This is a genomic window from Metallumcola ferriviriculae, from assembly GCF_035573695.1.
Lineage (GTDB): Bacteria > Bacillota > JADQBR01 > JADQBR01 > JADQBR01 > Metallumcola > Metallumcola ferriviriculae.
This window is the reverse complement of record NZ_CP121694.1, coordinates 1627910-1648908: the sequence shown is the minus strand read 5'-3', so window position 1 is coordinate 1648908 and position 20999 is coordinate 1627910. Positions and strand designations below refer to the sequence as shown.

The following is a 20999-nucleotide window of genomic DNA, read 5'->3' as shown; positions in this document are numbered from 1 at the left end:
GTTAGTAGTATGCAACCTTTGATTTGAAATTATTAAAAGCGCACGAAAACTAAAACTTTAGCCAACTTTCACATCTTCAACGTTTTGTGGCTTAAAGTCCACCGTATTATCTTCAACCATTTGGCTTTGCCCTTTAAATTCTGCACCTTCGTAGATAATAAAGCTACCGACCATGACATCCCCGTAAACTTTTGCGGTTTCATGTAATTCTAGTTTCTCTTTCATCTGTATATTTCCCTTAACTTCTCCAGCGATAATAGCGTTGTTACCACTTATTGCACCCTCTACAAAACCGGTCTTTCCAACCACCAATGAACCTTCCACCATGACCTCACCTTCGACTTTACCATCTACACGCAAAGTTCCTTCCACAGCAACTTTCCCCTGACAACAGGTGCCTTTTCCAATAATGGTGTCCAGTTTCGCCTGTTTTATTTTCTTTTTTTTCTTTCCTAACATAAGCTTTCCTCCCTCTATAAAGGTATTATCACTCTCCTAAATAATCCGTGGGGTCCACCCTGCTGCCATTGACAAAAACTTCATAGTGGACATGCGGCCCGGTAGACCGTCCGGTACTTCCCACTTTAGCAATTGAATCTCCCTGGCTGATAACATCACCTTGCTTAACAAGTAATTTTGAATTGTGGCCATAAACAGTGGTGAAACCATACTGACTTTTAACCTTAACCATTCTCCCCAGTACTCGCTGATATCCCGCAAACTCAACTACACCGGACGCAGTGGCCTTTACCATAGTACCATAGGGAACCGCTATATCCAGTCCACTGTGAAATTCTCTTCGGCTGGAATAAGGAGAACGCCGGTTTCCATAGGGGGAGGTTATTCTCCCTTCGACCGGCCACCCGCTTGGTACAGCTTTTAAAAAGTCAATTGCTTCAACTAACTGAGGCTTTTGGTCCGATAAGCGGGTAGCAGCATTATCGAATTCAGTGGACAAGCTTTGGAGATTATTTTGTAGGTCGTAGTATTGTTGACTCCAAGTCTCTGCCGCTGATAACCATTGGGATACTGCAAATTCACCTACATTATCTTCAGGCTGTTTACCACGCGAAGTGACATCATTTCTAGAAATACGCCTGCTGGAACGACTTAATATATCCCCTCTTTTTTCCCGTTCTGCCCGGTCAATAATTTTAAGGACATTCTGCTGCAGCAAATTTAACTGCGGCAGTTTCTCTTTTAGCTTAGCTGTTTGAACCTTAAGCCCCTGGAGTTGGCGCTGCTGCTTTTCATTTGCCAGTCGCAGCGTTTGCAGCTCAATATGTTCGATTTTCATAGCCCGGTAATCCGATACGAAATAATAACCGTACCCACCAACAATAAATAAGATTACTAAGCCAATTACAATCATCAAGGCGGGTACTCTGATATTATAGGCTGATTCCTGAGAATGCGGAATCAGCATAAGCGTATAGTGGCCCGATAAAAACTTTTGCCAACTTTTTTTACTGCCAGACATCTGTTCACCGCCTAAAAGAAGAAAATACGACAACTATTTAGCATAATTTGCCACAATAACCCCTATTTCCTGCCATAATGAAAAAAATGGGATAAAGGTCCCATTAACTCCTAGGCACAAAAAAATCCCCAGCCGCATAAGACCAGGGATTTTCGTTTAGCGCTTGAGTCTCGATTTACTTTTTTTCACTTCCTCATTATCCTCTAAAGTAGCAATCCGTTCCGCAACCGGCTGAAAACCGGGAGTTTCAATCAATGGGTTATCCAGAAATGTACCGAATTCCTGAAAGACTTCATTAATAAGTTCCTTTTCCACGGAATAGTAAGTCCAGTAAGCATCCTTTCTTTCACTCACCAGTCCTGCTTCTTTTAATATCTTGAGATGCTGCGATATCCTCGGCTGCAGCATATCCAAGGCAGCCGCCAGTTCGCAAACGCAGAAAGATTCTACGGATAACAACTTGAGAATTTTGAGCCTGGTCGTTTCCCCCAACGCTTTAAAAACCTTTTGATACCGCTCTATCATTGTACCCTCCAGTTAGCCGTTTTAATTATGTTACCATCTATTCTACGATTTAACAAACAATATAATTCAGCATTGTCCTTATTTAGTTAGCTATCTAGAACTATTATTCCTCCTCTCCTCTCCCTAATTGCAGCTATTTTACAAATTCATATTAAAATTTGAGGTCATAAATGTTTGAACACCTATGAGGCCTTTTGGTTTTTTCATGTGGACACTTGAGAATGCCGCACATAATTCTTCTGCCTTTGTAAAAAATAATCAGGCATCTTCTTGAAAACAATGTCCATATTGAATAGTTAAAATGGCAATCTTATCGATATGTTAACCAGCTTACGATCAAATACAGTTTCGCATTGCTAAAAAAAGACTGAAAGTTACTTAAAAGAAAGAGGGGTAATTACATGGAGCTCATTCTGAGGTTAAAGGAGTTCTATCTACTTGAACTACTACAGTTAAAAATGTATCAATCTCAATTGGGTTCACTACAAGATGAGTATCTCCGGGCTGTATATGAACGAATGATACAATCGGAGCGAAGACATGTAACCTTCTATGAGCAACTCTTGATGGAGCACCAACAGAAGATACCTTCTATACCAGGGGGAGTTACCTCTTTGGTAGGGATGTTTCTTGGAGAAGCGGCGGATATTACCTCCGCAAAAAATCGCTATAAGCTGGGTGCAGCAGTGGAGAATAAAGCAATTGAAATGTATAGAGCATTAATTCTCGAGACTGCAGATAGACCTGATTTGCAAAAAGGGTTGTGGCATAACATGATAGATGAAGAATTTCATTTGCTATGGTTTAAAGACAACCAGAAACAGGCTACCACGTTAGTTAAATCTACTTAATAAGAGACTACATAATCTTTCGGCTTAAATGGGGTCCCTAGAGTTCATTCAGCCGGTTACATAAAGAAAGATAAATGGTACATATAAAAAAAGGTGATGGTCTTGATAGATACTTTACTAAGAGGTACCATAATTGGATTTGTTGCAACAATACCTTATATCTTAATCAGTTGGGTTCTTTACACAATGGGAATTTCCCCTTCTACAGTAGTGCATTATGGGGCAGTATTAATAACACCCCCAGGGACACCAATAACAACACTACCTCTTTTGTTAGGTCTATTGGCAGTGACTATTTCAGGTACATTTATGGGAAATGTCTTATCTTTGTTAATACGCTGGACGGGAAGTGATTATATTTTACTGAAAAGTACCGGCTTTGGGATTGTCTTATGGATAGTGCATAGTAAGGTACTTCCGGCCGTAATAGAACCAAGACTTTTTAAGATATTGCCCGTTTCTATGGTCCTCCAAGCTTTTATTGTAGCAGGCATATGGGGTATAGCCGCAGGTTACACCTATCAAATTATAGACAAAATAATGGAAACACGATAAAAATTATTGACCGCGCCCAAGGAAACCATGGGATACTATTCAAAGTAAATTAACCTGGAAAGGATGTTTAAACAATTGGAAGATAGAATAGCCTCGGGATTTATTGGCGGAATTATAGCTGGAATAGCTATGAATATTATAGATTGGATAGGGTACAGTTTAGGGTTTTATAATGAACGATTATTAGATTGGGCATCAATTGCCATCTACGGGCATTTACCCATTACAAATTATGAAGTTGTTTTTGCGCAATTGGGCCAAATATTTTTTTCAGGTTTTGCTGGGATTTTATTTTCTTACATGCTGTTAAAACTTACAAGTGGAAACTATTTGCTTAAAGGGTGGATATTCGGTATATTGATGTGGTTTGGCTTGTATGCCACATCAATTGCATTAAGATTACCAACCCTAACAAACCATGATTTTCATACTTCATTAGCTCATTTCATTTCTAGTACTGTCTACGGATTAGTTTTAGCGTCTGTCCTAAACTATTTAGATAAAAGAAAAGTTTTAGGCTAAAATAAATACGTATCGCTAAGCAGCTCCATTTAAATTAAAGGGTATGTGTGCTTAAAGTAATTATCAGCGCAATAACCACATTAATCGTGGCTATTGCGCTTTTTATATTTAACTATAAATTTTGTCGAACAGTTCCCCGGATAAAGCCGGGGAACGGCTGTTATACGACGGACCCATTTTACTTTACTTTTATAAGCAGAGTGGCAGATTTTATTACATCAAATGAAAAGTCATCATTAAATTTTCTTATACTGCTTACTTTAAATTTTGAATTTCGCAATTGGCTATAAAAGAAACATATGTCGATAGAGCTTTGCTTTTCAGTTGCGCATTATTAGCCTAATGAGCAGTTTGACACATACTGATCTGGAATATTTTAAACATAATGGGAAATAACAGCAATCACTAATTTTCATCAAATGGTTCTTCTGGAGTGTATTGTTTTTTTGGCACCCTTTTCACATCTTACACCTTAACGACTAATAAAATATTTACCAAGTCTTTCTTTTGAGTCTATCAATGATAATTTAATGTTGTTTCGCACAAAATCACTTAACTCACTTGAATAAGTAATACATTTTTCGTATACATCTAAAAATCCGTTTTTAGCGTATTCATCGTAGTAGCAAAATACAATTTCAGCATTTTGTGTTTTTTCTAATCCCATGTAAACTTGCAAATCTCTAATGATGTGATAATCATTATCGGCACATAAGCCAAAAAGCACAATGGTTTTTGGTTTTTGTTTTCTAATAATATCTTCAAGTATTTTGGAGTAAAATTGAACAGAAGAATTGGGGAACTTGCCTGCACAGCCTTGAGCTGTAGTTATAAAAAAGGTTTTTCCACCAAAATAATCTCCTAAAATTATTGTAGATAAATCAAATTTATTCATACCAAGCAGTACGGACATCGATTGATAAAACACTACATTTTCATTTTTGCTATATTCTCCATGCAAATGTCTAACTGTTCTGTTAGTAATATTTTCTATCAACAGATCGTAGTTTGTTGTTAGCAAGTGATCAAATTTGGAAAACAGTTCATTTATTTTTGTAATATTCAGTCTGCCCCAATTTGAAAATCCAGTTATATTTACACCACTACCATCAATCAAAATATTTATTGCAAACAGGAAACGTAAGTAGATAGTTACACCATTTATAACGGTTTCGCTAATCATTGATGCTCCGCTTAAATTTGATTGTTGTTTAGTAGAACTATATTGACGGCCAGTCAATACTGCCTCAACAAAAAAATTTGTTTTATCCAAGGTGTAAACATCATCGGGAGCATTGGAGAGAGCCAAAACAAAATAAACAACCAAGCTCCAATACTCATAATTTACGCATAAAACACTTTTGGTTTTTGATTGCGATATTATTTCTTTTAAAATATCAATTTGACTAACCCCAAAAACTAAGTTGGAGTTGAACCCATTGTCATTAAGCCATTTTACTACATTGCCATCATCAACAATTTGACATGCAAGTGTAATTGCATATTTGAAAAAGCTTTCTAAATCTTCCTCACTCTTTATCCTATTAATTATTTTTTTTGCGCCATTATAATTTGTTTTCAATCCATCTTTAAAAGCAGCATTGCTAATAATTTTATAGTTAGAATGTGCTTTCCAAGTGCAATGAGCACGATATAGGCTTTTCCCAAGATTATTCATCGAAAGCCTATTGTCGAAATTGATACTAAACCCATTTCCGCATAAAATAGATGAGTCTGTATCAGAAATCAGTTTTTCAAATACTGATAAAGTTAATTCTTTATAAGGACCATTCATACATTTAACATCCTCTTTTTTTATTTCAAATTTAGTCAGATTAAGTTTCCATGTTTAGCTTTCTTCACGTGGTTATTTTGTAGTTTGCGTTGTTGATATGTATACTCTCATCTTCTTATCATGGAGCTAACCTATCATTTAAAGGATTGCGCATTATTGCTAAAACATTCAGTTACATGAAATGCCGATTATTAGTTTTCCATTCTTTACACTCGTTAGTTTTCGACGGGTTTTACAATAAAAAGTGTATCGACATCAACACCATCTTTTACATAAAGTTCAGGGGTATTACATTCATCTGGATCTTCAAGCATCATAACGCCTTTAGCCTGTTCAAATGCTTTTTGGACCGAAAAGCCAAAGCCAAGGGATGAATAGAATTGTGCCGCAAAAGCACAAGCAGCTGCATCTCCTACAGATGTTGTCATACCAATAGCCGCATCCACATAATTTATAACAGATTGGGCCTGTTCATAGGAAAAGCAAGCATTAAAGAAAATAAGGTGAATTTTATCTGATGATGACATAATTGTTTGTGTGATGGCTTCTTTAGTTACAAATTTAGCTGTACCGTCCGTGTTTTCCAAAACAAGGTCGCCATGAGACGCCCCATGACCGCTAAAATGGACTACATCAGGGTTTACCTCGTTGATAGCTTGAAGAATATCCAGCGGCCGAACAGCCCATCTGCTTTCAAAAAAGATAGAATCTCTGTGCTCAGATTTGCGAATCATTTCCTGTATCGTTCGAGATTCTTCATCCAAACGCAGTTTGCTAGTATTTGTTGGGTTGGTGGCAAAGAACAACACGGTAATTTTTTCGGGAACAGCTTTGAGCCGTTCTATATCATTTTGCATATCAGACTGCTGTCTCTGCTGCGCAGCGATTGCTTGATTAATTTTCTGGAAAGTACGCTCACTTACCTTCTGGCGCTGCTTGTCTTCCTGCTCCTGCTTTTTGCGCTGCTTTTCCTCCTCGGCTTTATGCTTCTTTGCCTCAGTGTTGTACTCTTTTTCTTTTGATGCAATTTTCTTTTCCAGATTAGCAATTGCCTTATCAATATCCGACAAGGATTTTTCCAGTCTACTTATTTCGTTAAGTTTTGACTTGATTGTTAACTCGGATTTTGTTCGGCTAATAGCGGATTTTGCAGACAGAATTTTAGTATTAATACCAGTCTTTTTTTCACTTTCTTTAGCCATTTTTTCACGTAAGGAAACTATCTCTTGACGTTTGCGTTGCATATTGTTTCGGTATGTATCAATAAGAGCCATTACTCTTCCTCCATTTCATTCTCGTCATTTATTGATTTTTAGTCTATCATTCAAATTCGTTCGTTAGTGTGCAAAGGTCTTTGTCTAACTTCCTGATAATTGAAAAACGAACTTATCTACATAGGTATTTTTTCTATTAAACATAACGGGAAGTTTATATGAATGCAAAATCAGGTTTTCCGTAGCAAAATTTATGACTCATCAATAAGGTATACATTGCTTCTGGCTCGTGTAATGGCAACATACAGTTTGTTTTTGGTTGACGGGGGAAGTTCAGATAATTTATCAGACTTACGCTTACTCGCAGTAGTTTTGTTAAGCAACACGCATACATCTTGATAATGATCTTCGCCCTTCGTTTCACCCCAGTTCTTATGACTAATACCTGCTTTAGAACCATTTTGATAGTGCAGCTTAATTATTTGATTATCGTTGAATATTCTTCCAATTAAATCAACGTCAGATACGAATTCAATAGAGGTATTGTCCGTGTCAGGACGATTTGAGTATATATCGATACCAATATTACTACGGATATAAGCACATACGTTTTTGCTACAACGCCAACTATTCTTAAGAGTTGTGTTGTCGATAGAACAACCTTTACTAGCAAAATGTGCTTCATATGCCGCCTTGTCGTCATAAAGTGATTTGTTAACGTTACCATCCCTACTGGTATCAAATGTATGCTGATAGAAATCGCCCACAAATAGCATGTCTACGTCTGTGGTCATGAGCTGCTCTAAAAACGAAAAGTCTCGACCTGAGATATCCTGAACCTCGTCAATGATAAATTCATCAAAATATGTCTTAATGCGCGCTTTGATATCATCTAAAATTTGGGCTTTTTCCAACAATAAAGACAAGCGATTACTGTATAAATATCTGCCTTTGCTTAAATAGTATTGGGGTTGATCTTGTTTGGCATACCTGTTAGGGTTAGCCTCGTATAAAAGGCCCTTCGCTTTTACCTTGTCTGACAAAAATGGCCTATAACAGAAACCATATAGAAAAGAGAAATAGGTCATCAAAGTAATATTTTCTGGCCACTTTCCATCAAACTTCACACAGATTTTTTTTAGCATGTTCGCGTAATTGCCTTTTGTGTAAGTAACGATGAGAGACCTTCTTTGGTCTGACAAGCCATTTACAATATAGGTTGTTTTTCCCGAACCAGCTGCGGCAAAGATTACTCGTTTATCCATTCTATCGCTCCTCGAATGTAGTCCGGAACGGCAATGGTCTCATGTTGGCTTAGCAGCGTATATGCAGCTTCAGTTTTGTTTCCAAGCATATAGTCAATTGCGTTTTCACCGAATAGCCGATTGCACAGAGTTTGATTAACGCTATATAAAACTTTTTCAAAAGTGCTCATCATTTCATTGTTTTCATAGCATATTTTGATATTTGCATCGGTAGCAAAATCCAAGTATTTCTCTATGCAGTTCTTTTGCGTATTGTGGTCATTATCGGTAACAACTACTACTTTACTGCTGAGCAGCTGAGCAATTTCGAGATACCGTTTGAAGCTCAATCCACGCACATCCATAATGTGTACATTGTCGCTTTCCGGTTTGTGGCCAATTATATTTTCGTAGAACCTCTCAAATAGCATGTATTCAGAGGGGCCTTCAACAAGGATTACTCTCTGGGAAAGAGCAAATTCAATAACGTTCGCGACCGGAGCTTTCATAAAGTATTTAGCAGTTTCAGCCTTCAAACCACTCAGAGATGTAGGCTTATCTTCTGCTTCCTCGTGCATAATAAGAAGATTTTGCAACTCTAAACGGGTACTAATCAGGCTATTATGCGTAGTAATAAACAATTGACCATGCTGAGTTTCCGAAACACGCTGGATAAGCTTACGCAAATTAACATGACTTAGGTGGTTTTCTGGTTCTTCAATCAGTATTACATCCACATTGGAGCCGGAACGTTCCAAGGCAAAATCAGTTTTAATGAATACTTGATTACCCGTTCCTTTACTGTCAATTCCGATTTCATCTTCATAAATCATTAAATCGTTTTCAAGACTCAATGACGCCCCTGTTCTCAATCCAAATGTGTAGTTCTTTTCAGCTGGTATACGCTCATTTAGGGCGCATAAACTAGCTGCACAAAAGCCGCTCCTTAACTGTCTATATTTGCTTTTATGCACAGCACGCTCTTTTATGTCATCCTCGGTGTATTGGTTGTACATACGCTTGATGAAATCATTAATTGCAAACTCCGAACTCATATTGGTGCTGTTTATAAGAATGTTCCTTATTTTTTTCTTATAACCGGTATATCCTTCATCTGCGAAGGTCGAAAAACGAATCGAATAATAATCATACGGAAAATAATCTGCCCGAGCCTGTAATGATTCAGTGATTTCAGACAAAAAATCGTAGTTTGGCTCACATACTAGCCTTATACCGTCACAAGTAATACCATCCGAATTGTTTTTACCGTTCATCGTATGGTCGAAACTTCCATTAAGGTAAAGTTCCACGGCAAGTTTAGGTAAATGTTCAAAATTACGTTCTCCAGTGTTAAACTGCTGTACGGCATCGATATTTAGAAACTTATCGATACCTATTGCTTCAACTCTTCGAACATTACCGCTTGCGACAATATCAATTGCTTCGAGGACAGTGCTTTTACCAACCTCGTTATCACCAACCAGAATATTAATTTGCCCGTTTGGTTCAATTGTATAGTCCCTAAATCTTTTATAATTAATCAGTTTTATCTTCGTAATGATTGATGGCATAATCTGTCCTCCTTTGCTATCAATCTGTTCATTTGCAAGCTTAATGGTAAGAAGCCTTAAGGCAATCCACTTTAAACATAAACTAATAAGGACTTCTCCATGATAGGATTAGACTTCATTAAATCCATAGAGTTAAATGATATGTATAACTTTATCTCACATTGCCAAATTGAACTTAATTCTTCACACGGTACCAGAGCAAGAAAAATAGTTTCAATAAGACAGTTTTGGAAGTATCTCAAAACCAAGGCTCATCTTATTGATAACAATATAGCTGAAGAGTTAGAAACTCCCAAATTACCAAAGCGTATTCCTAAATACTTAAATTTAGAAGAATCTGTCCGCCTTCTCATTGAAAGCAAAGGTTCCCCAAGAGATCATTGCATCCTTACCATCTTTCTCAACTGTGCACTACGGCTTTCCGAACTGACCAGTTTAAACATTGGCCAAGTTAGTGGTGAGGTTTTAACTGTTGTTGGTAAAGGCAATAAAGAACGAAAAATTTTTCTAACTCCCGCCACTAAGAAATCACTTAATTCATGGCTTCAGATAAGACAAACTCTTAATACTGAGACCCCAGCTCTGTTTATATCCAGAAATAACAATCGCATTACTACGAGAGCAGTACAAAATATTGTAAAGAAATATGTTACTGCTGCCGGACTTGACCCGCACTCCATATCAACTCATAAGCTTCGGCACACAGCTGCAACTCTTATGTATAAATATGGTAGAGTAGACCTACGCTCATTGCAGCAAATTCTAGGTCATGAAAGTGTTGCTACAACAGAGATATATACTCATATTGATGAGCAGCAATTGCAATCTGCAGTAAATTCTAATCCACTTGCCATGATGTTTAATTAATTCCCCGGAGAATTATGGTGTATGGATAATGTGCAGTTCACAACGCGACAGGATTAATCAGTTGTAAACATAATGAACATCTCGTTTTAACATTCGCATTCTCCATATGTAATACCCCCTTTCCACCTTAATATCGAATTGGTATTCCGGACTGCTTTATATCTATGTTATGTACATATCCGTTTTCTTCAAGAAAAATCTGAGTTGAATATTTTACCAATTGAAACTCCATAGTAGGAGAAACAGTAATGTTTTTTATGCTTTCTTTGTCGAAAGTTAGTTTGCAACATGGTGTAATGACACCATTACGAACAAAATAATCTTTTTTAAATATTGATGAATTCTCTTTGATTTGGTTATCAGATATGCTTAAGATAAAGCGATATTCCCTTTCATCTACAAAGGCAGGATGTTTAAATAGTAACCGATAAAAGCTAAAACTTAATCTGCAAGAAAATATTGAATATGCCGTCGAATCCTCTAAGTATTTATATAATTCTTCTTCGCCATATTCACTGGCATAATCAAAAATATCTTTATCGATATTATGCAAAAGCATTATAAGTAATAAAACTTGTTTTTCTGCATCGTAGATTACATTATTATGTGCCAAATCGTAACAAAAACTTCCATGGCTTTTTTTACCAGCTTCCGCGATCAGTAAATCTGTATCAAGTCCAATGTTATATCCCTGATAATTCTCGCCTTTTACATAGTAATTCCACATCCCTAAACTATCATCTGCAGTTGATGTGCAAAAAATATAATGACGCTTATCGCTTGTAATGAATTTCCCTTTTGGGCTATCTTTGCTTGGAGGTATATAATTAAAATCTTTTTCGCCGTATTTATTGGAAAATGCCAACTCTATAAGCTTATCATAATGCTTGTATTTTAATTTTCCTTCACATTCTTTGAGCCCCTTTAAAAAAGTATCTTTAATATAAATAAATTCGGATCTATCATTCATATATTGGCAGTCTGTAAATCTTAAGGAATTACACTTCAGTATCGCATATAAGCCATCAGGCGATGTGTAGTGATAAACCATATTAAACCCTCCTGTTTCTATTTTGCATCCAACACAATACCCATTATTGCTATAACAAGACCTGTTATAAAACTTCAACATTATTAGCCTTACACGCAGTTGGTTTCTTCCCTTGTTATAAACAAAATACTTCTAAAAAGTCCTTCAACATGTTATGATATAATCCCTCTTTTTTCCTCTTCTTACTACTATTGTATAATTGTTTCTGACAGCATTAAAAGCCCCAATCATCAAATGATTGAGGCTGATAACAGCACTTTTCGTTTTGTCACTGTAATAAAATACTGTAACCTAAAGAAGCCCCGGCTAGATTGGCTTGGCCGGAGCTTCTTCTCATATTTTAGATAGTCTACAGCTGCAAAAATTTCGTGTTTTAGCCTTCGCAGAAGTTCTTTAAAGTTTCGGTGCTTTGGATAACTGAAAGTTCATTTTACTCTTCCTTCCTTACAAATATCGCATTATCAAAGCTGCACCTGATAGGGTCTGAAACCTCGTAAGTTACGATTCTAATTCAACACCTACTTTAAACCAAAGTTTCAACAGGTAATTTAAAATACCGCTGTGATAGTAAGTTATTAGCCCTGATGAAATCTTAAATATCATTAAAGCTTTCCAATAGTTTTAAATAAATATCCTTTTTTAAAATACTTACATGGTGTATTTTACCATCACTATCCATTAGCCTAAATATTCTTTTCTCTTCCGTTTGGTTTTGTAGAATGGTCTTGAGCGATTGAATTCGTCTCTTTCTGTTTTTGTTTGTACCCCAAGCTATTATTATATCCTTATTCCGTGCCACAGCTTCTGCAATATACTTATCAGTATCAGCATTATACCTAATGTTATATGGAGGTAAATTTTTGCTGTTTGTTTCAATACAAGAAAAAAGATTTACTATACTTACACCACCATATCCTTGATCAATCAAAAAGTTCATTACTCTCATCGAAGAATAATCCCACTTTAATTCGTCAGCATAACTTGGGTTTAACATTATAATAGTTGCTTTAGGACTTTCCTTTTTCCAAACTCTTTCCAACAAATACCTGTGTGTATAGTTATGGATCTTTTTATCTGATAGTATAACTTTACTCTTAATTGTACTGATATTTTTCATTATATTCCATCCCCGTTAAGTCTAACCCCTACAGCCAAAAAATCATTATGGGTAATTAGGCTCGACAATATTTTATTATTTTGGTATAAAGATACTGGGAAGACCTCTCTTTAATCACTCATCTAAGTTTTATAACGGTAATATTCCTCTCATCTTGTATCTCAAAATGTTATCACGGATTTAGGTTATAGTCTTCCGGTAGAAGTAATTAATGAAGGAAATTGCCATTTCATTACAAAGTAAGGCATCTTCCTTATCCATTTCCCCATAATCTGGATCCCCATGTCCAACATTCTCAGTAACCCTAACCCACTTTGATGGACACAGCAAATGGCTGGTATAATAAAGCCATTGGAGGTATCCGTCATGAATCAATATGACAAAAACTTTAAAGAAGAAGCCGTGAAGCTGGTTCTGGATTTGGATCGTCCAGTAAGGAAAGTAGCTCAAGAACTGGGTATTCATGAAAATACCCTCTATAAGTGGATACGCCAGTACAAAGAGCACAAAGGCGACGCTTTCCCTGGCAGCGGCAACCAAAGGACAGAAGACGAAGAAATCAAACGTCTAAAGAAAATAATCGATGATCTGCAAGAGGAAAACGCTATTCTAAAAAAGGCCACGGCCATCTTCGCAAAGCGCCAGAAATAATATATGAGTTCATTTATCAGCACCGCTTCAAGTTTCGGGTGCAGAAGATGTGCCGAGTACTAGAGGTTTCTAGAAGCGGTTATTATGCTTGGCTCAAACGACCAGAAAGTGACCGAAAACGTCGGGATAAATATTTGCTAAAAAAGATCCGTGAAATACACAAAGACTCTCGAGGTACTTACGGCAGCCCCAGGATAACCAGGGTACTTCAAAAACAGGGCGTTAGATGTAGCCCAAAGCGTGTTGCCCGCCTCATGCGGGAAAATGGAATTGTCGCTAAAACCAAAAGGAGATTCAAGGCTACGACTAATTCCAAACACAATTATCCTGTTGCCGGAAACTTACTCAACCAAGACTTCAATGTGGATAGGCCGAACAACGTCTGGGTTGCTGATATTACCTATATCCCTACAAACGAAGGATGGCTTTATCTTGCAACCATACAAGACCTGTTTAACCGTAAGATTGTTGGTTGGGCTATGGATAAGACTATGACTCGAAAGCTAGTACTGGGTGCGCTAAGACAAGCACATCGTCGATATCGCCCTCAAGCAGGGTTAATCCATCATTCAGACAGGGGTAGTCAGTATGCCAGTTACGAATACCAACAAGCCCTTAAAGATTATCATATGGTACCTAGCATGAGCCGTAAGGGTAACTGCTATGATAATGCATGCATGGAATCATTCTTTGGTACACTCAAACAGGAATTAATCTATGGCATCCGCTTCAGAACAAGGGCTGAAGCTCGCCAAGCAATATTTGAATACATCGAAGTTTTTTACAACCGTAGCCGGCTACATTCCGCCCTTGGGTATATGTCACCAGTTGAATATGAGCAGTTGTTTTCACAAACTGCCGCGTAATCCTGAGCATGTTTTTGGACGCTTGCGCAGCCCTTTACATGGAGAAGGGCCTGTGTTAGCCTCTCCGGCAAGAGGGCAGCATTATTGGCCTGCCTCCGTCCTCTCAGAAACATAGGCCCAGAGGCTCCATGTCAAGGGCGGCCAAAAACTCTGTGAACGGGAGAATATCCGCCATTTTCGGTGTCTATTTTAGCGGGAGAAGGTCATCAGTCTGATTCCTATAAATGTATAACTGCTTAAGACAACTAATTATGTTTGTTGGATAAGAATTATCGTTCTTTAATTCTTTAATACAATCACCAAGTGTACCGAGCTTTTTCCCTTTATCAGAAAAATATCCTTTAAGATACCCTTCTACAGCGTTAACCGAAGACTTAATGGAATTTGCAATATCAATATTTTGTGGATTAGTAAGATAGTTTCGAGCAGCTTCTATTGATTCTTTTACAGCTTTGTAAGGTATGTCAATATCAAGAACTTGATTATTATCATCAATTAGCTCTGAATAATAAACAACTACTTGATCTTTTGATCCCAAGTAGCCTGACTCAATTCTATATGCAACCTTATGATATTCAAATAATTGATTAACTTCGTCAGCATCAATAGGTCCAACATCTAAGTAAAATTCTATAATTGATAACATTTCGTGCCAATCTAAATCTATTAGCATCTGAATGAATAAGTCCGGGTTATAACGTTCTTCTATGTCTTCTACGGAATACAATCGCACCGTTGGTTTATTTATACTGACGGCTCCATCTCTATATAAACAATACTCTTGTACACTACTTTCGCATCCTTCTATTAATGCCTTGAAAATATCAAATCTCAAAGATGGTGGTATCCACTCATATTTTAAATCATATTTCGGTATGTCAAGATGATGTTTAAGTCATAAAAAAAGACAGGAGATAAAATATTCAATCCCCATAGCGAGAGGCTACTTATAACAGCGGTTTCGTACTATGTAATTATCCAAAGTTAGGTAAGTAATAAATCCGCAAAGAACTCTCATATAATTACTCAAACTTAAAAAATTGGGTTTGAGTTTTTTTACGCCTAACTTCGGATAATTTGCTAGACACAATCTTCTAGAAAACGCTTCAACACATTGCAATATAATTCCTCTTTTTTCCTTTTACTGCTAATATAATTGCCTAATTGCATTTTCAAAGCCCCAATCAAGTGATTGGAGCTGACTGGTGTTCCTTTTTAGTTACGTCACTACAATCTTTGTACTGTCCCTCTGCCCTTCTATTGCTCTACTCTATCGGGACGCTGTTAAGTTTATCCGCTGGCTTCCTTGAGAATTTATCTGTATTATCTGAATAACGTTCATTGATACCTTCAAAAACTATCTGGCCCAGTTCCTTTAAGCCGGCAGATAATGTTTTGGGCAAATGGTCCACTATTGTTTCTGCAGCACCTAGCTTGTACTTGATTAGTTCTTTTATCAAAGTTTCATTCATCTTGGTCACTCCCAAACCATATTTTAAGTACTTCCTCCTCGAATTTGGCTCTTGTAACCGAATAGTTCAAAAGAGTCCTCGGTAATGTAATATTCCTTTTGATTTTTCCTGCCTTGATAATAAGCTGATCACCTTTTTGGTTCAGAGATAGATCCTGTTTATCCATGAACGGTAGCTCTATAGCCATAATATAATCCTCTCCATCTTTATACACTTTCTGTGCCCTACCATTGTATTTAATTTCCACAGGATTTTCTTTACCAAAAACCTCCTTAGCCATCCTAGCAAGCATATCTAACCCAACAACCTCAGTTTCAAAGAGCGGTGCACGATAGATAGGTATGGGACTAAAGCTGTCAATAATATCTTCCTTGTATTTCTTTTGGATATCCTTCCACACCTGAAAATAATCATCCGTTACATTATCCGGTATTACCCGATTAACTACCACTGCATCTACGTTAAAATCGTAAATGTTCAGATAAGTAAAGCTTCGTTGGGCTTCCTTGATAACCATCTTTTCCGGATTCACCACAATCCTGACACTTGTAGTATCCCTGTCGCAGAATATTTGTTTCATTTCATCCAACTGATAATACATATTATCAATTTCATCGAGAACTTGACCTGACGGCATCGGAATTTTCATAATAGATTCGGCAACCGGCCCGACAACTTTAATGGCTTTTTTCTTCATTGGAAACAACTTTTCCATCCACCACCGTAGCATTTCCGGAAAACTCAACAGGGCAAGTGTTTCGCCAGTTGGCGCACAATCAATAATAATAACGTCAAACCTGCCTTCCTTATAGTATTTAAGTATCCTCAACAGACTTAACAAATCTTCCATACCCGGAAACACGGTCAATTCCTGGGTTGTGATATCCTTTACAGCCTTTGCCGTCAAAAGCTCCGTTAAATACTTCTGGACCTTCCCCCAACCTTCTTCAACTTCATGAATTGAATCTATTTCCTGAGCCCAAAGATTTTCTTTTATTTCCAGCGGCTCATGTGAAAGTTTCATGTCAAATGAATCCCCAAGGCTATGAGCAGGATCGGTACTAACCACCAGTGTTTTTAGTCCCTGCTCCGCACTTTCTACCGCAGTCGCGGCAGCGATACTGGTTTTGCCAACCCCGCCCTTACCGGTATACAGTATGATTCTCATAATTTAGCCCCCTTTTTAACATTTAATTCCTTAGACGAATATTACTTAATACGAAATATATGGTTCATAAAAAGCCCATCTAACATGGGCAGTTTATTCGATGTCAATATTCTTGATATCTTCCTCAGCTTGGACCTTAGTCTTCGTATTGTCCAACGTAGTCTGCAAGTTTTGCATTATCTTTAGAATGATTCGTGTTAAAAACTGAACTTCTTCCTCGGTCAAGTCGTCAACTATCATGTTAATATACTCAGATATCATTTCCTTCAGTCTTTTAATCAACTGCGAACCTTCTTCTGTCAACGTCAGGACCACTAAGCGTCTGTCCGTTTCACTCCTATCCCTCTGGACATAGCCTTTCTTTACAAGCCTATCAATTAGCCCCGTAGCCGTACTCATGGGAGAATTAATATTACTAACAAGCTCTGTCATAGTAATTTCCTCTCTTTTGTCCAAAAGCAGCATGGTAAAAATCTCCGACTTAGAGAAGTTTAAGTCCAGCTTAACCCATTCTTCAGGGAAAAAGAGCTTTTTAGCATTTTCAATAAACAAATTCAGTAGATCCTCTAAACCAGTCATTTCTTCCCCCTCCAAATATTTCGTTTCTCGAAATAATGTTTAAAATAATAATACTCCCCTCCAAGGTTTTTGTCAAGAACAGAGGGGCAAATTACATGAACAATTCATGCTTTTCATTCTCATGCTCTTAATTTGGGCAATTCATATAGGCATATTATGGATAATGCGCAGCTTAACGTTCTCTAAGACTTGGTATGTTCTAAACAAAATACTTCTAGAAAATCCTTCAACATATTGCAAGATAATTCCTCTTTTTTCCTTTTTATTCCCACTGTGTTTTTTTCTATTGACCACATTATATAAGCCCCAATCAAATGACTGGGGCTGACTGAGTTACCTTTTATGGCGTTCCAAGTCTAATTATGTCACTGTAATAAAATATTTTAGAACCCATCCCTTAGTTTCCCATACTTTACGAAGTTATTGATAAGGTTAAGTTCCTCAAATGCAATCTTTATGAAAAAAGATGTATATTTGTATACCTAAACACCAGCTGCTGGGGGTACATTCACTGGGTTTGATAAAGAAGTGAAACAAATTTACGCACTGTCTTTTTGGCATATTAGATTGTGCCGTCGCTACTAGCTAATAACAGCTATTCTTCAACCCACTGCAACTGATCCCTTAGCTTTACAGTGTCACCAATCACTACTACTGCAGGATGAGTTATTCCCACTCTCCGAACATCATTGGCGATGCTGCCCAATGTACCAACTATTGTTCGTTGTTTTGAAGTAGTACCCCATTGGATTACCGCTACAGGTGTGATAGGATCCTTACCTTCATTGATCAAGTGTAAAGAAATCCTTTCCAAGTTCTTAAGACCCATCATTATTACAAGAGTTTCCATGCCCGCCAATTGAGCCCATGGTATCCCTGACTTTTCTTTTTGGGGGTCCTCGTTGCCCGTAACAATGGCGACAGATGAATTAATGGTACGGTGGGTAAGAGGTATCCCCGCATAAGCCGGAACAGCAACGGCGGCTGTTACCCCTGGAACCACCTCAAATGGTATCCCTTTTTCAGCCAAGGCAAGAGCCTCTTCGCCTCCCCTCCCAAACACAAATGGGTCTCCTCCTTTTAATCTTGTTACTACCAGCCCTTGACGTGCATAAGACAATAACTGGCCGTTTATCTCAATTTGATTCATAACATGTTTTTCCGGAGATTTGCCTGCATAAATCATTTTGCATTCTGGCCGAGCATAGTTTAGCAGCTCAGGCGCTACTAACCGGTCATAAATAAGTACGTCTGCTTCCTTTATACAACGTTGTCCCTTAATTGTAATAAGGTCGGGGTCACCCGGCCCAGCTCCTACTAAATAAACTTTTCCCCCCATTACCTTTCCTCCACTTCCTGATAAATTCTTGATTTTAAACTTTAAGTCCACTTTTTCAATCCTTAAAGTACGTGTTCAAAAAGGCCATCGTAGCAGGAGCAAGAAGTTCAAGGCGCGAAGTATTTCACCCAAGGGCATTAACGCGACTAAGCCAGCAAAGCTGGCAAGTCTTCTTTAAGAGACGCGGAGCGTACTGGTGGCGTACGTGAGCAGTCTCAAATACTGAGCAACGTAGAAATTCGCCGCTCACCTGCGATGGATTTTTTGAACATCCTCTTAAGTAACCCAGACTAACTAATGGTCAAACTTACGGGTAGAGATACATTCCTTAATTCGTTCTTCAATTTTGTTAGCTTCTCCGTTTTTAATCAGCTCCGGTAGGTCAGACTCTACTAAAGCGGCAAAGACAGCACGTCGTCGCTCCTGGTCAGGCATCTCAGCGATTATTCGTTTCCTTAACCTTCTCATTAGCAACAAGTACTCTTTATATTCAGGGCCAAATTCGTCTTCAAACTGTTTACGAAGCTTTGCCGCATATCCGGGGCTGGCACCGTTAGTAGATACCGTTATGGTTAAATCCCCTTGATACATCATGGCCGGCATAAAGAAAGTTGATTCTTTAGCACTGTCGGCGACATTAACCCAAATGCCTAGCTTCATACATTCGTTAGCAACCGTGCTGTTAAGTTTTTTGTAATCTGTAGTACAAAAAACCAGGGTTATTCCCTCCAGGTCATTAGGTTTATATTTCCTGGGTATCCACCGCAAACGCCCTTCGGCGGCCATATCATTAATGTACTTAACCGCGCTGGGACTAACCACCTGAATTAATGCGCCACACCTCAACAAGGCCTTTATCTTACGTGCCGCCACCTGACCCCCACCTATAACTAGACAATTTTTATTTTTTAAGATAAGTTGTATCGGAAATGTTTTATCCATGTTATCCCTTATCCGCCCCTATTTCGTTACGACTTTGCCAACTATTTTTATGCTCTGCGTTTGACCGCTGTATATCTCCTTCGGGCAGCTGAACTTTGGCGGGGTCCCTTAGCACTTTATTTAATGCGCACAGCAAGGTATGGTTCTCTTCCCTCAACCTGACTGCCACTCTTATATAACCTGTATTTAACGTAGGATATGTGCTACAGTCCCTAATCACGATTCCCTCATTAATCAATAATTTTCGCAGTGCTGTGGAGGCCAGCCCCGTGCCGCTGACATCCACGAAAATGTAATTGGCAGCAGGATAGTATGGTTGAAGGCCGGGAACCTCTTTCAGGCCGCCGAAAAGGTATTCCTTTTCCGTCTCCACCAACTTCTTTGAGCGGATAATATAGTTCTTTTCTTGCAGCGCTTGTTTCCCGGCAATCTGAGCCAGCACATTTACACTCCAAGGGTCACGTAACTCTTTTATTTCATCCATTATCTGGGGGTCTGCCACTGCACATCCCAATCTCAGGCCCGGTAATGCAAAGAATTTTGTCATGGAGTAAATGACCACCAGACACTTATACTGAGCTGCATAGGGTATAACCGAGGGCATATTGCTAACGAAGTCCCTAAAGGACTCATCCACCACCACCGTGACCCCATGGGCCTCACAAAATTCAATAACGTTTATCATTTCCCGAAGAGGAATGACATTGCCCACGGGATTATTGGGATTACAGAGAAAAAGCATATCTCCCGCTGTCAACTTTTCTTTTAGGAGCTGCATGGTAAATTGAAAACCCTGAGCGGCAGCTAAATTTGGTAAAACGATAGGTACTTGGGCTGCTTCCGCTGCCAGCTGATATTCACTGAAAGTGGGTTGAGGGATAACTGCTCTCTTGACTTGTTTCAGTCTGGCCACTAAATATATTAATTCGGAGGCCCCGTTGCCGCACATTACCATTTGTTGTCTGACCCCTAAAAATTTTGATATTGCGTGGGATAAAGCATCGTCTTCCGGTTCGGGGTAATGTACTATTTCATCCAGTCCCTTCCGCAAAGCCTTCGCTACTCCCGAAACCAAACCCAAAGGGTTAATGTTAGCACTGAAATCCAAGTACTCCCTGGCACCGTATCTTGATACCACTGCTCTTATATTTCCCCCATGTTTTCTCAATACGTTGCCCGTCATAACAGTC

General features: G+C 38.3%; 21 protein-coding genes. 5 read left to right on the top strand and 16 right to left on the bottom strand.

What is annotated here, in order from left to right:
* Positions 1-57 precede the first annotated feature (57 nt).
* The 3 genes from MFMK1_RS08325 to MFMK1_RS08315 all read right to left on the bottom strand — a co-directional run bounded on the left by MFMK1_RS08325 (position 58) and on the right by MFMK1_RS08315 (position 2005).
* On the bottom strand, positions 58-459 hold the full coding sequence (locus MFMK1_RS08325; RefSeq protein ID WP_366924650.1) for a bactofilin family protein: 402 nt from the start codon (positions 457-459) through the stop codon (positions 58-60).
* 28 nt (positions 460-487) lie between these two features.
* Entirely contained in the window at positions 488-1480 is a 993-nt protein-coding gene (locus tag MFMK1_RS08320; RefSeq protein WP_366924649.1) for a peptidoglycan DD-metalloendopeptidase family protein, read from the bottom strand.
* A 156-nt stretch (positions 1481-1636) separates the two neighbouring features.
* A complete protein-coding gene (locus tag MFMK1_RS08315; protein ID WP_366924648.1) occupies positions 1637-2005 on the bottom strand; it encodes an ArsR/SmtB family transcription factor in 369 nt (122 codons plus the stop codon).
* 401 nt (positions 2006-2406) lie between these two features.
* Between MFMK1_RS08315 and MFMK1_RS08310 the strand changes: the two genes are divergently transcribed.
* The 3 genes from MFMK1_RS08310 (at position 2407) to MFMK1_RS08300 (ending at position 3933) form a co-directional block, all read left to right on the top strand.
* Entirely contained in the window at positions 2407-2856 is a 450-nt protein-coding gene (locus MFMK1_RS08310) for a demethoxyubiquinone hydroxylase family protein (RefSeq protein ID WP_366924647.1), read from the top strand.
* 102 nt (positions 2857-2958) lie between these two features.
* The gene (locus MFMK1_RS08305; protein WP_366924646.1) at positions 2959-3411 is read left to right on the top strand and encodes a hypothetical protein; all 453 of its coding nucleotides are present in this window, start codon (positions 2959-2961) and stop codon (positions 3409-3411) included.
* A 75-nt stretch (positions 3412-3486) separates the two neighbouring features.
* Positions 3487-3933: a DUF6789 family protein gene (locus tag MFMK1_RS08300; RefSeq protein WP_366924645.1), complete on the top strand. Its 447-nt coding sequence runs from the start codon at positions 3487-3489 to the stop codon at positions 3931-3933.
* A gap of 472 nt (positions 3934-4405) precedes the next feature.
* On the opposite strand, the gene MFMK1_RS08295 is transcribed toward MFMK1_RS08300, so the two are convergent.
* From MFMK1_RS08295 to MFMK1_RS08280, 4 genes are all read right to left on the bottom strand, one after another.
* Positions 4406-5728 carry a hypothetical protein gene (locus MFMK1_RS08295; protein ID WP_366924644.1) on the bottom strand — a complete coding sequence of 441 codons (1323 nt, stop codon included), beginning with the start codon at positions 5726-5728 and terminating at the stop codon, positions 4406-4408.
* Between the two features lie 215 nt (positions 5729-5943).
* A complete protein-coding gene (locus tag MFMK1_RS08290; protein WP_366924643.1) occupies positions 5944-7002 on the bottom strand; it encodes a CHAT domain-containing protein in 1059 nt (352 codons plus the stop codon).
* Between the two features lie 191 nt (positions 7003-7193).
* Positions 7194-8207, bottom strand: coding sequence for an AAA family ATPase (locus MFMK1_RS08285; protein WP_366924642.1), 1014 nt, complete (start codon positions 8205-8207; stop codon positions 7194-7196).
* Positions 8192-9757, bottom strand: coding sequence for an ATP-dependent nuclease (locus tag MFMK1_RS08280; RefSeq protein WP_366924641.1), 1566 nt, complete (start codon positions 9755-9757; stop codon positions 8192-8194). Before MFMK1_RS08280 ends, MFMK1_RS08285 begins: the two co-directional genes overlap by 16 nt.
* A gap of 99 nt (positions 9758-9856) precedes the next feature.
* Here MFMK1_RS08280 and MFMK1_RS08275 point away from each other — a divergent pair, with 99 nt between their 5' ends.
* A complete protein-coding gene (locus MFMK1_RS08275; protein WP_366924640.1) occupies positions 9857-10624 on the top strand; it encodes a tyrosine-type recombinase/integrase in 768 nt (255 codons plus the stop codon).
* A 127-nt stretch (positions 10625-10751) separates the two neighbouring features.
* Here MFMK1_RS08275 and MFMK1_RS08270 read toward each other — a convergent pair whose 3' ends face one another.
* Positions 10752-11675, bottom strand: a complete 924-nt coding sequence (locus MFMK1_RS08270) for a DUF2971 domain-containing protein (protein WP_366924639.1) — start codon at positions 11673-11675, stop codon at positions 10752-10754.
* Between the two features lie 592 nt (positions 11676-12267).
* Entirely contained in the window at positions 12268-12792 is a 525-nt protein-coding gene (locus tag MFMK1_RS08265) for a DUF1643 domain-containing protein (RefSeq protein WP_366924638.1), read from the bottom strand.
* A gap of 366 nt (positions 12793-13158) precedes the next feature.
* On the opposite strand from MFMK1_RS08265, the gene MFMK1_RS08260 reads away from it, so the two are divergent.
* A protein-coding gene (locus MFMK1_RS08260) for an IS3 family transposase (protein WP_428846290.1) occupies positions 13159-14309 on the top strand; the annotation gives its coding sequence in 2 pieces (ribosomal slippage) (positions 13159-13411 and positions 13411-14309; 1152 coding nt in all).
* A 184-nt stretch (positions 14310-14493) separates the two neighbouring features.
* Here MFMK1_RS08260 and MFMK1_RS08255 read toward each other — a convergent pair.
* The 7 genes from MFMK1_RS08255 to cobD form a co-directional block, all read right to left on the bottom strand.
* Positions 14494-15144 (bottom strand): hypothetical protein, encoded by a 651-nt coding sequence (locus MFMK1_RS08255; protein ID WP_366924637.1) that lies wholly within the window; start codon positions 15142-15144, stop codon positions 14494-14496.
* A 430-nt stretch (positions 15145-15574) separates the two neighbouring features.
* Positions 15575-15781 carry a hypothetical protein gene (locus MFMK1_RS08250; RefSeq protein WP_366924636.1) on the bottom strand — a complete coding sequence of 69 codons (207 nt, stop codon included), beginning with the start codon at positions 15779-15781 and terminating at the stop codon, positions 15575-15577.
* Positions 15774-16949, bottom strand: coding sequence for an ArsA family ATPase (locus tag MFMK1_RS08245; protein ID WP_366924635.1), 1176 nt, complete (start codon positions 16947-16949; stop codon positions 15774-15776). Before MFMK1_RS08245 ends, MFMK1_RS08250 begins: the two co-directional genes overlap by 8 nt.
* Positions 16950-17042: 93 nt before the next feature.
* Entirely contained in the window at positions 17043-17528 is a 486-nt protein-coding gene (locus MFMK1_RS08240) for a MarR family winged helix-turn-helix transcriptional regulator (RefSeq protein ID WP_366924634.1), read from the bottom strand.
* Between the two features lie 595 nt (positions 17529-18123).
* Entirely contained in the window at positions 18124-18867 is a 744-nt protein-coding gene (cobA, locus tag MFMK1_RS08235; RefSeq protein ID WP_366924633.1) for a uroporphyrinogen-III C-methyltransferase, read from the bottom strand.
* A gap of 294 nt (positions 18868-19161) precedes the next feature.
* Positions 19162-19740 carry a precorrin-2 dehydrogenase/sirohydrochlorin ferrochelatase family protein gene (locus MFMK1_RS08230; protein ID WP_366924632.1) on the bottom strand — a complete coding sequence of 193 codons (579 nt, stop codon included), beginning with the start codon at positions 19738-19740 and terminating at the stop codon, positions 19162-19164.
* 70 nt (positions 19741-19810) lie between these two features.
* Complete coding sequence (gene cobD, locus MFMK1_RS08225) at positions 19811-20992, bottom strand: threonine-phosphate decarboxylase CobD (RefSeq protein WP_366924631.1); 1182 nt, start codon at positions 20990-20992, stop codon at positions 19811-19813.
* Between the last annotated feature and the right edge of the window lie 7 nt (positions 20993-20999).

Bases quoted from the DNA above. Each gene is read 5' to 3' on its own strand.
- MFMK1_RS08285 (WP_366924642.1), bottom strand. From the start codon at position 8,207: ATGGATAAACGAGTAATCTTTGCCGCAGCTGGTTCGGGAAAAACAACC.
- MFMK1_RS08325 (WP_366924650.1), bottom strand. From the start codon at position 459: ATGTTAGGAAAGAAAAAAAAGAAAATAAAACAGGCGAAACTGGACACC.
- MFMK1_RS08275 (WP_366924640.1), top strand. From the start codon at position 9,857: ATGATAGGATTAGACTTCATTAAATCCATAGAGTTAAATGATATGTAT.
- cobD (WP_366924631.1), bottom strand. From the start codon at position 20,992: ATGACGGGCAACGTATTGAGAAAACATGGGGGAAATATAAGAGCAGTG.
- cobA (WP_366924633.1), bottom strand. From the start codon at position 18,867: ATGGGGGGAAAAGTTTATTTAGTAGGAGCTGGGCCGGGTGACCCCGAC.
- MFMK1_RS08245 (WP_366924635.1), bottom strand. From the start codon at position 16,949: ATGAGAATCATACTGTATACCGGTAAGGGCGGGGTTGGCAAAACCAGT.
- MFMK1_RS08315 (WP_366924648.1), bottom strand. From the start codon at position 2,005: ATGATAGAGCGGTATCAAAAGGTTTTTAAAGCGTTGGGGGAAACGACC.
- MFMK1_RS08250 (WP_366924636.1), bottom strand. From the start codon at position 15,781: ATGAATGAAACTTTGATAAAAGAACTAATCAAGTACAAGCTAGGTGCT.
- MFMK1_RS08240 (WP_366924634.1), bottom strand. From the start codon at position 17,528: ATGACTGGTTTAGAGGATCTACTGAATTTGTTTATTGAAAATGCTAAA.
- MFMK1_RS08320 (WP_366924649.1), bottom strand. From the start codon at position 1,480: ATGTCTGGCAGTAAAAAAAGTTGGCAAAAGTTTTTATCGGGCCACTAT.
- MFMK1_RS08270 (WP_366924639.1), bottom strand. From the start codon at position 11,675: ATGGTTTATCACTACACATCGCCTGATGGCTTATATGCGATACTGAAG.
- MFMK1_RS08310 (WP_366924647.1), top strand. From the start codon at position 2,407: ATGGAGCTCATTCTGAGGTTAAAGGAGTTCTATCTACTTGAACTACTA.
- MFMK1_RS08290 (WP_366924643.1), bottom strand. From the start codon at position 7,002: ATGGCTCTTATTGATACATACCGAAACAATATGCAACGCAAACGTCAA.
- MFMK1_RS08265 (WP_366924638.1), bottom strand. From the start codon at position 12,792: ATGAAAAATATCAGTACAATTAAGAGTAAAGTTATACTATCAGATAAA.
- MFMK1_RS08295 (WP_366924644.1), bottom strand. From the start codon at position 5,728: ATGAATGGTCCTTATAAAGAATTAACTTTATCAGTATTTGAAAAACTG.
- MFMK1_RS08280 (WP_366924641.1), bottom strand. From the start codon at position 9,757: ATGCCATCAATCATTACGAAGATAAAACTGATTAATTATAAAAGATTT.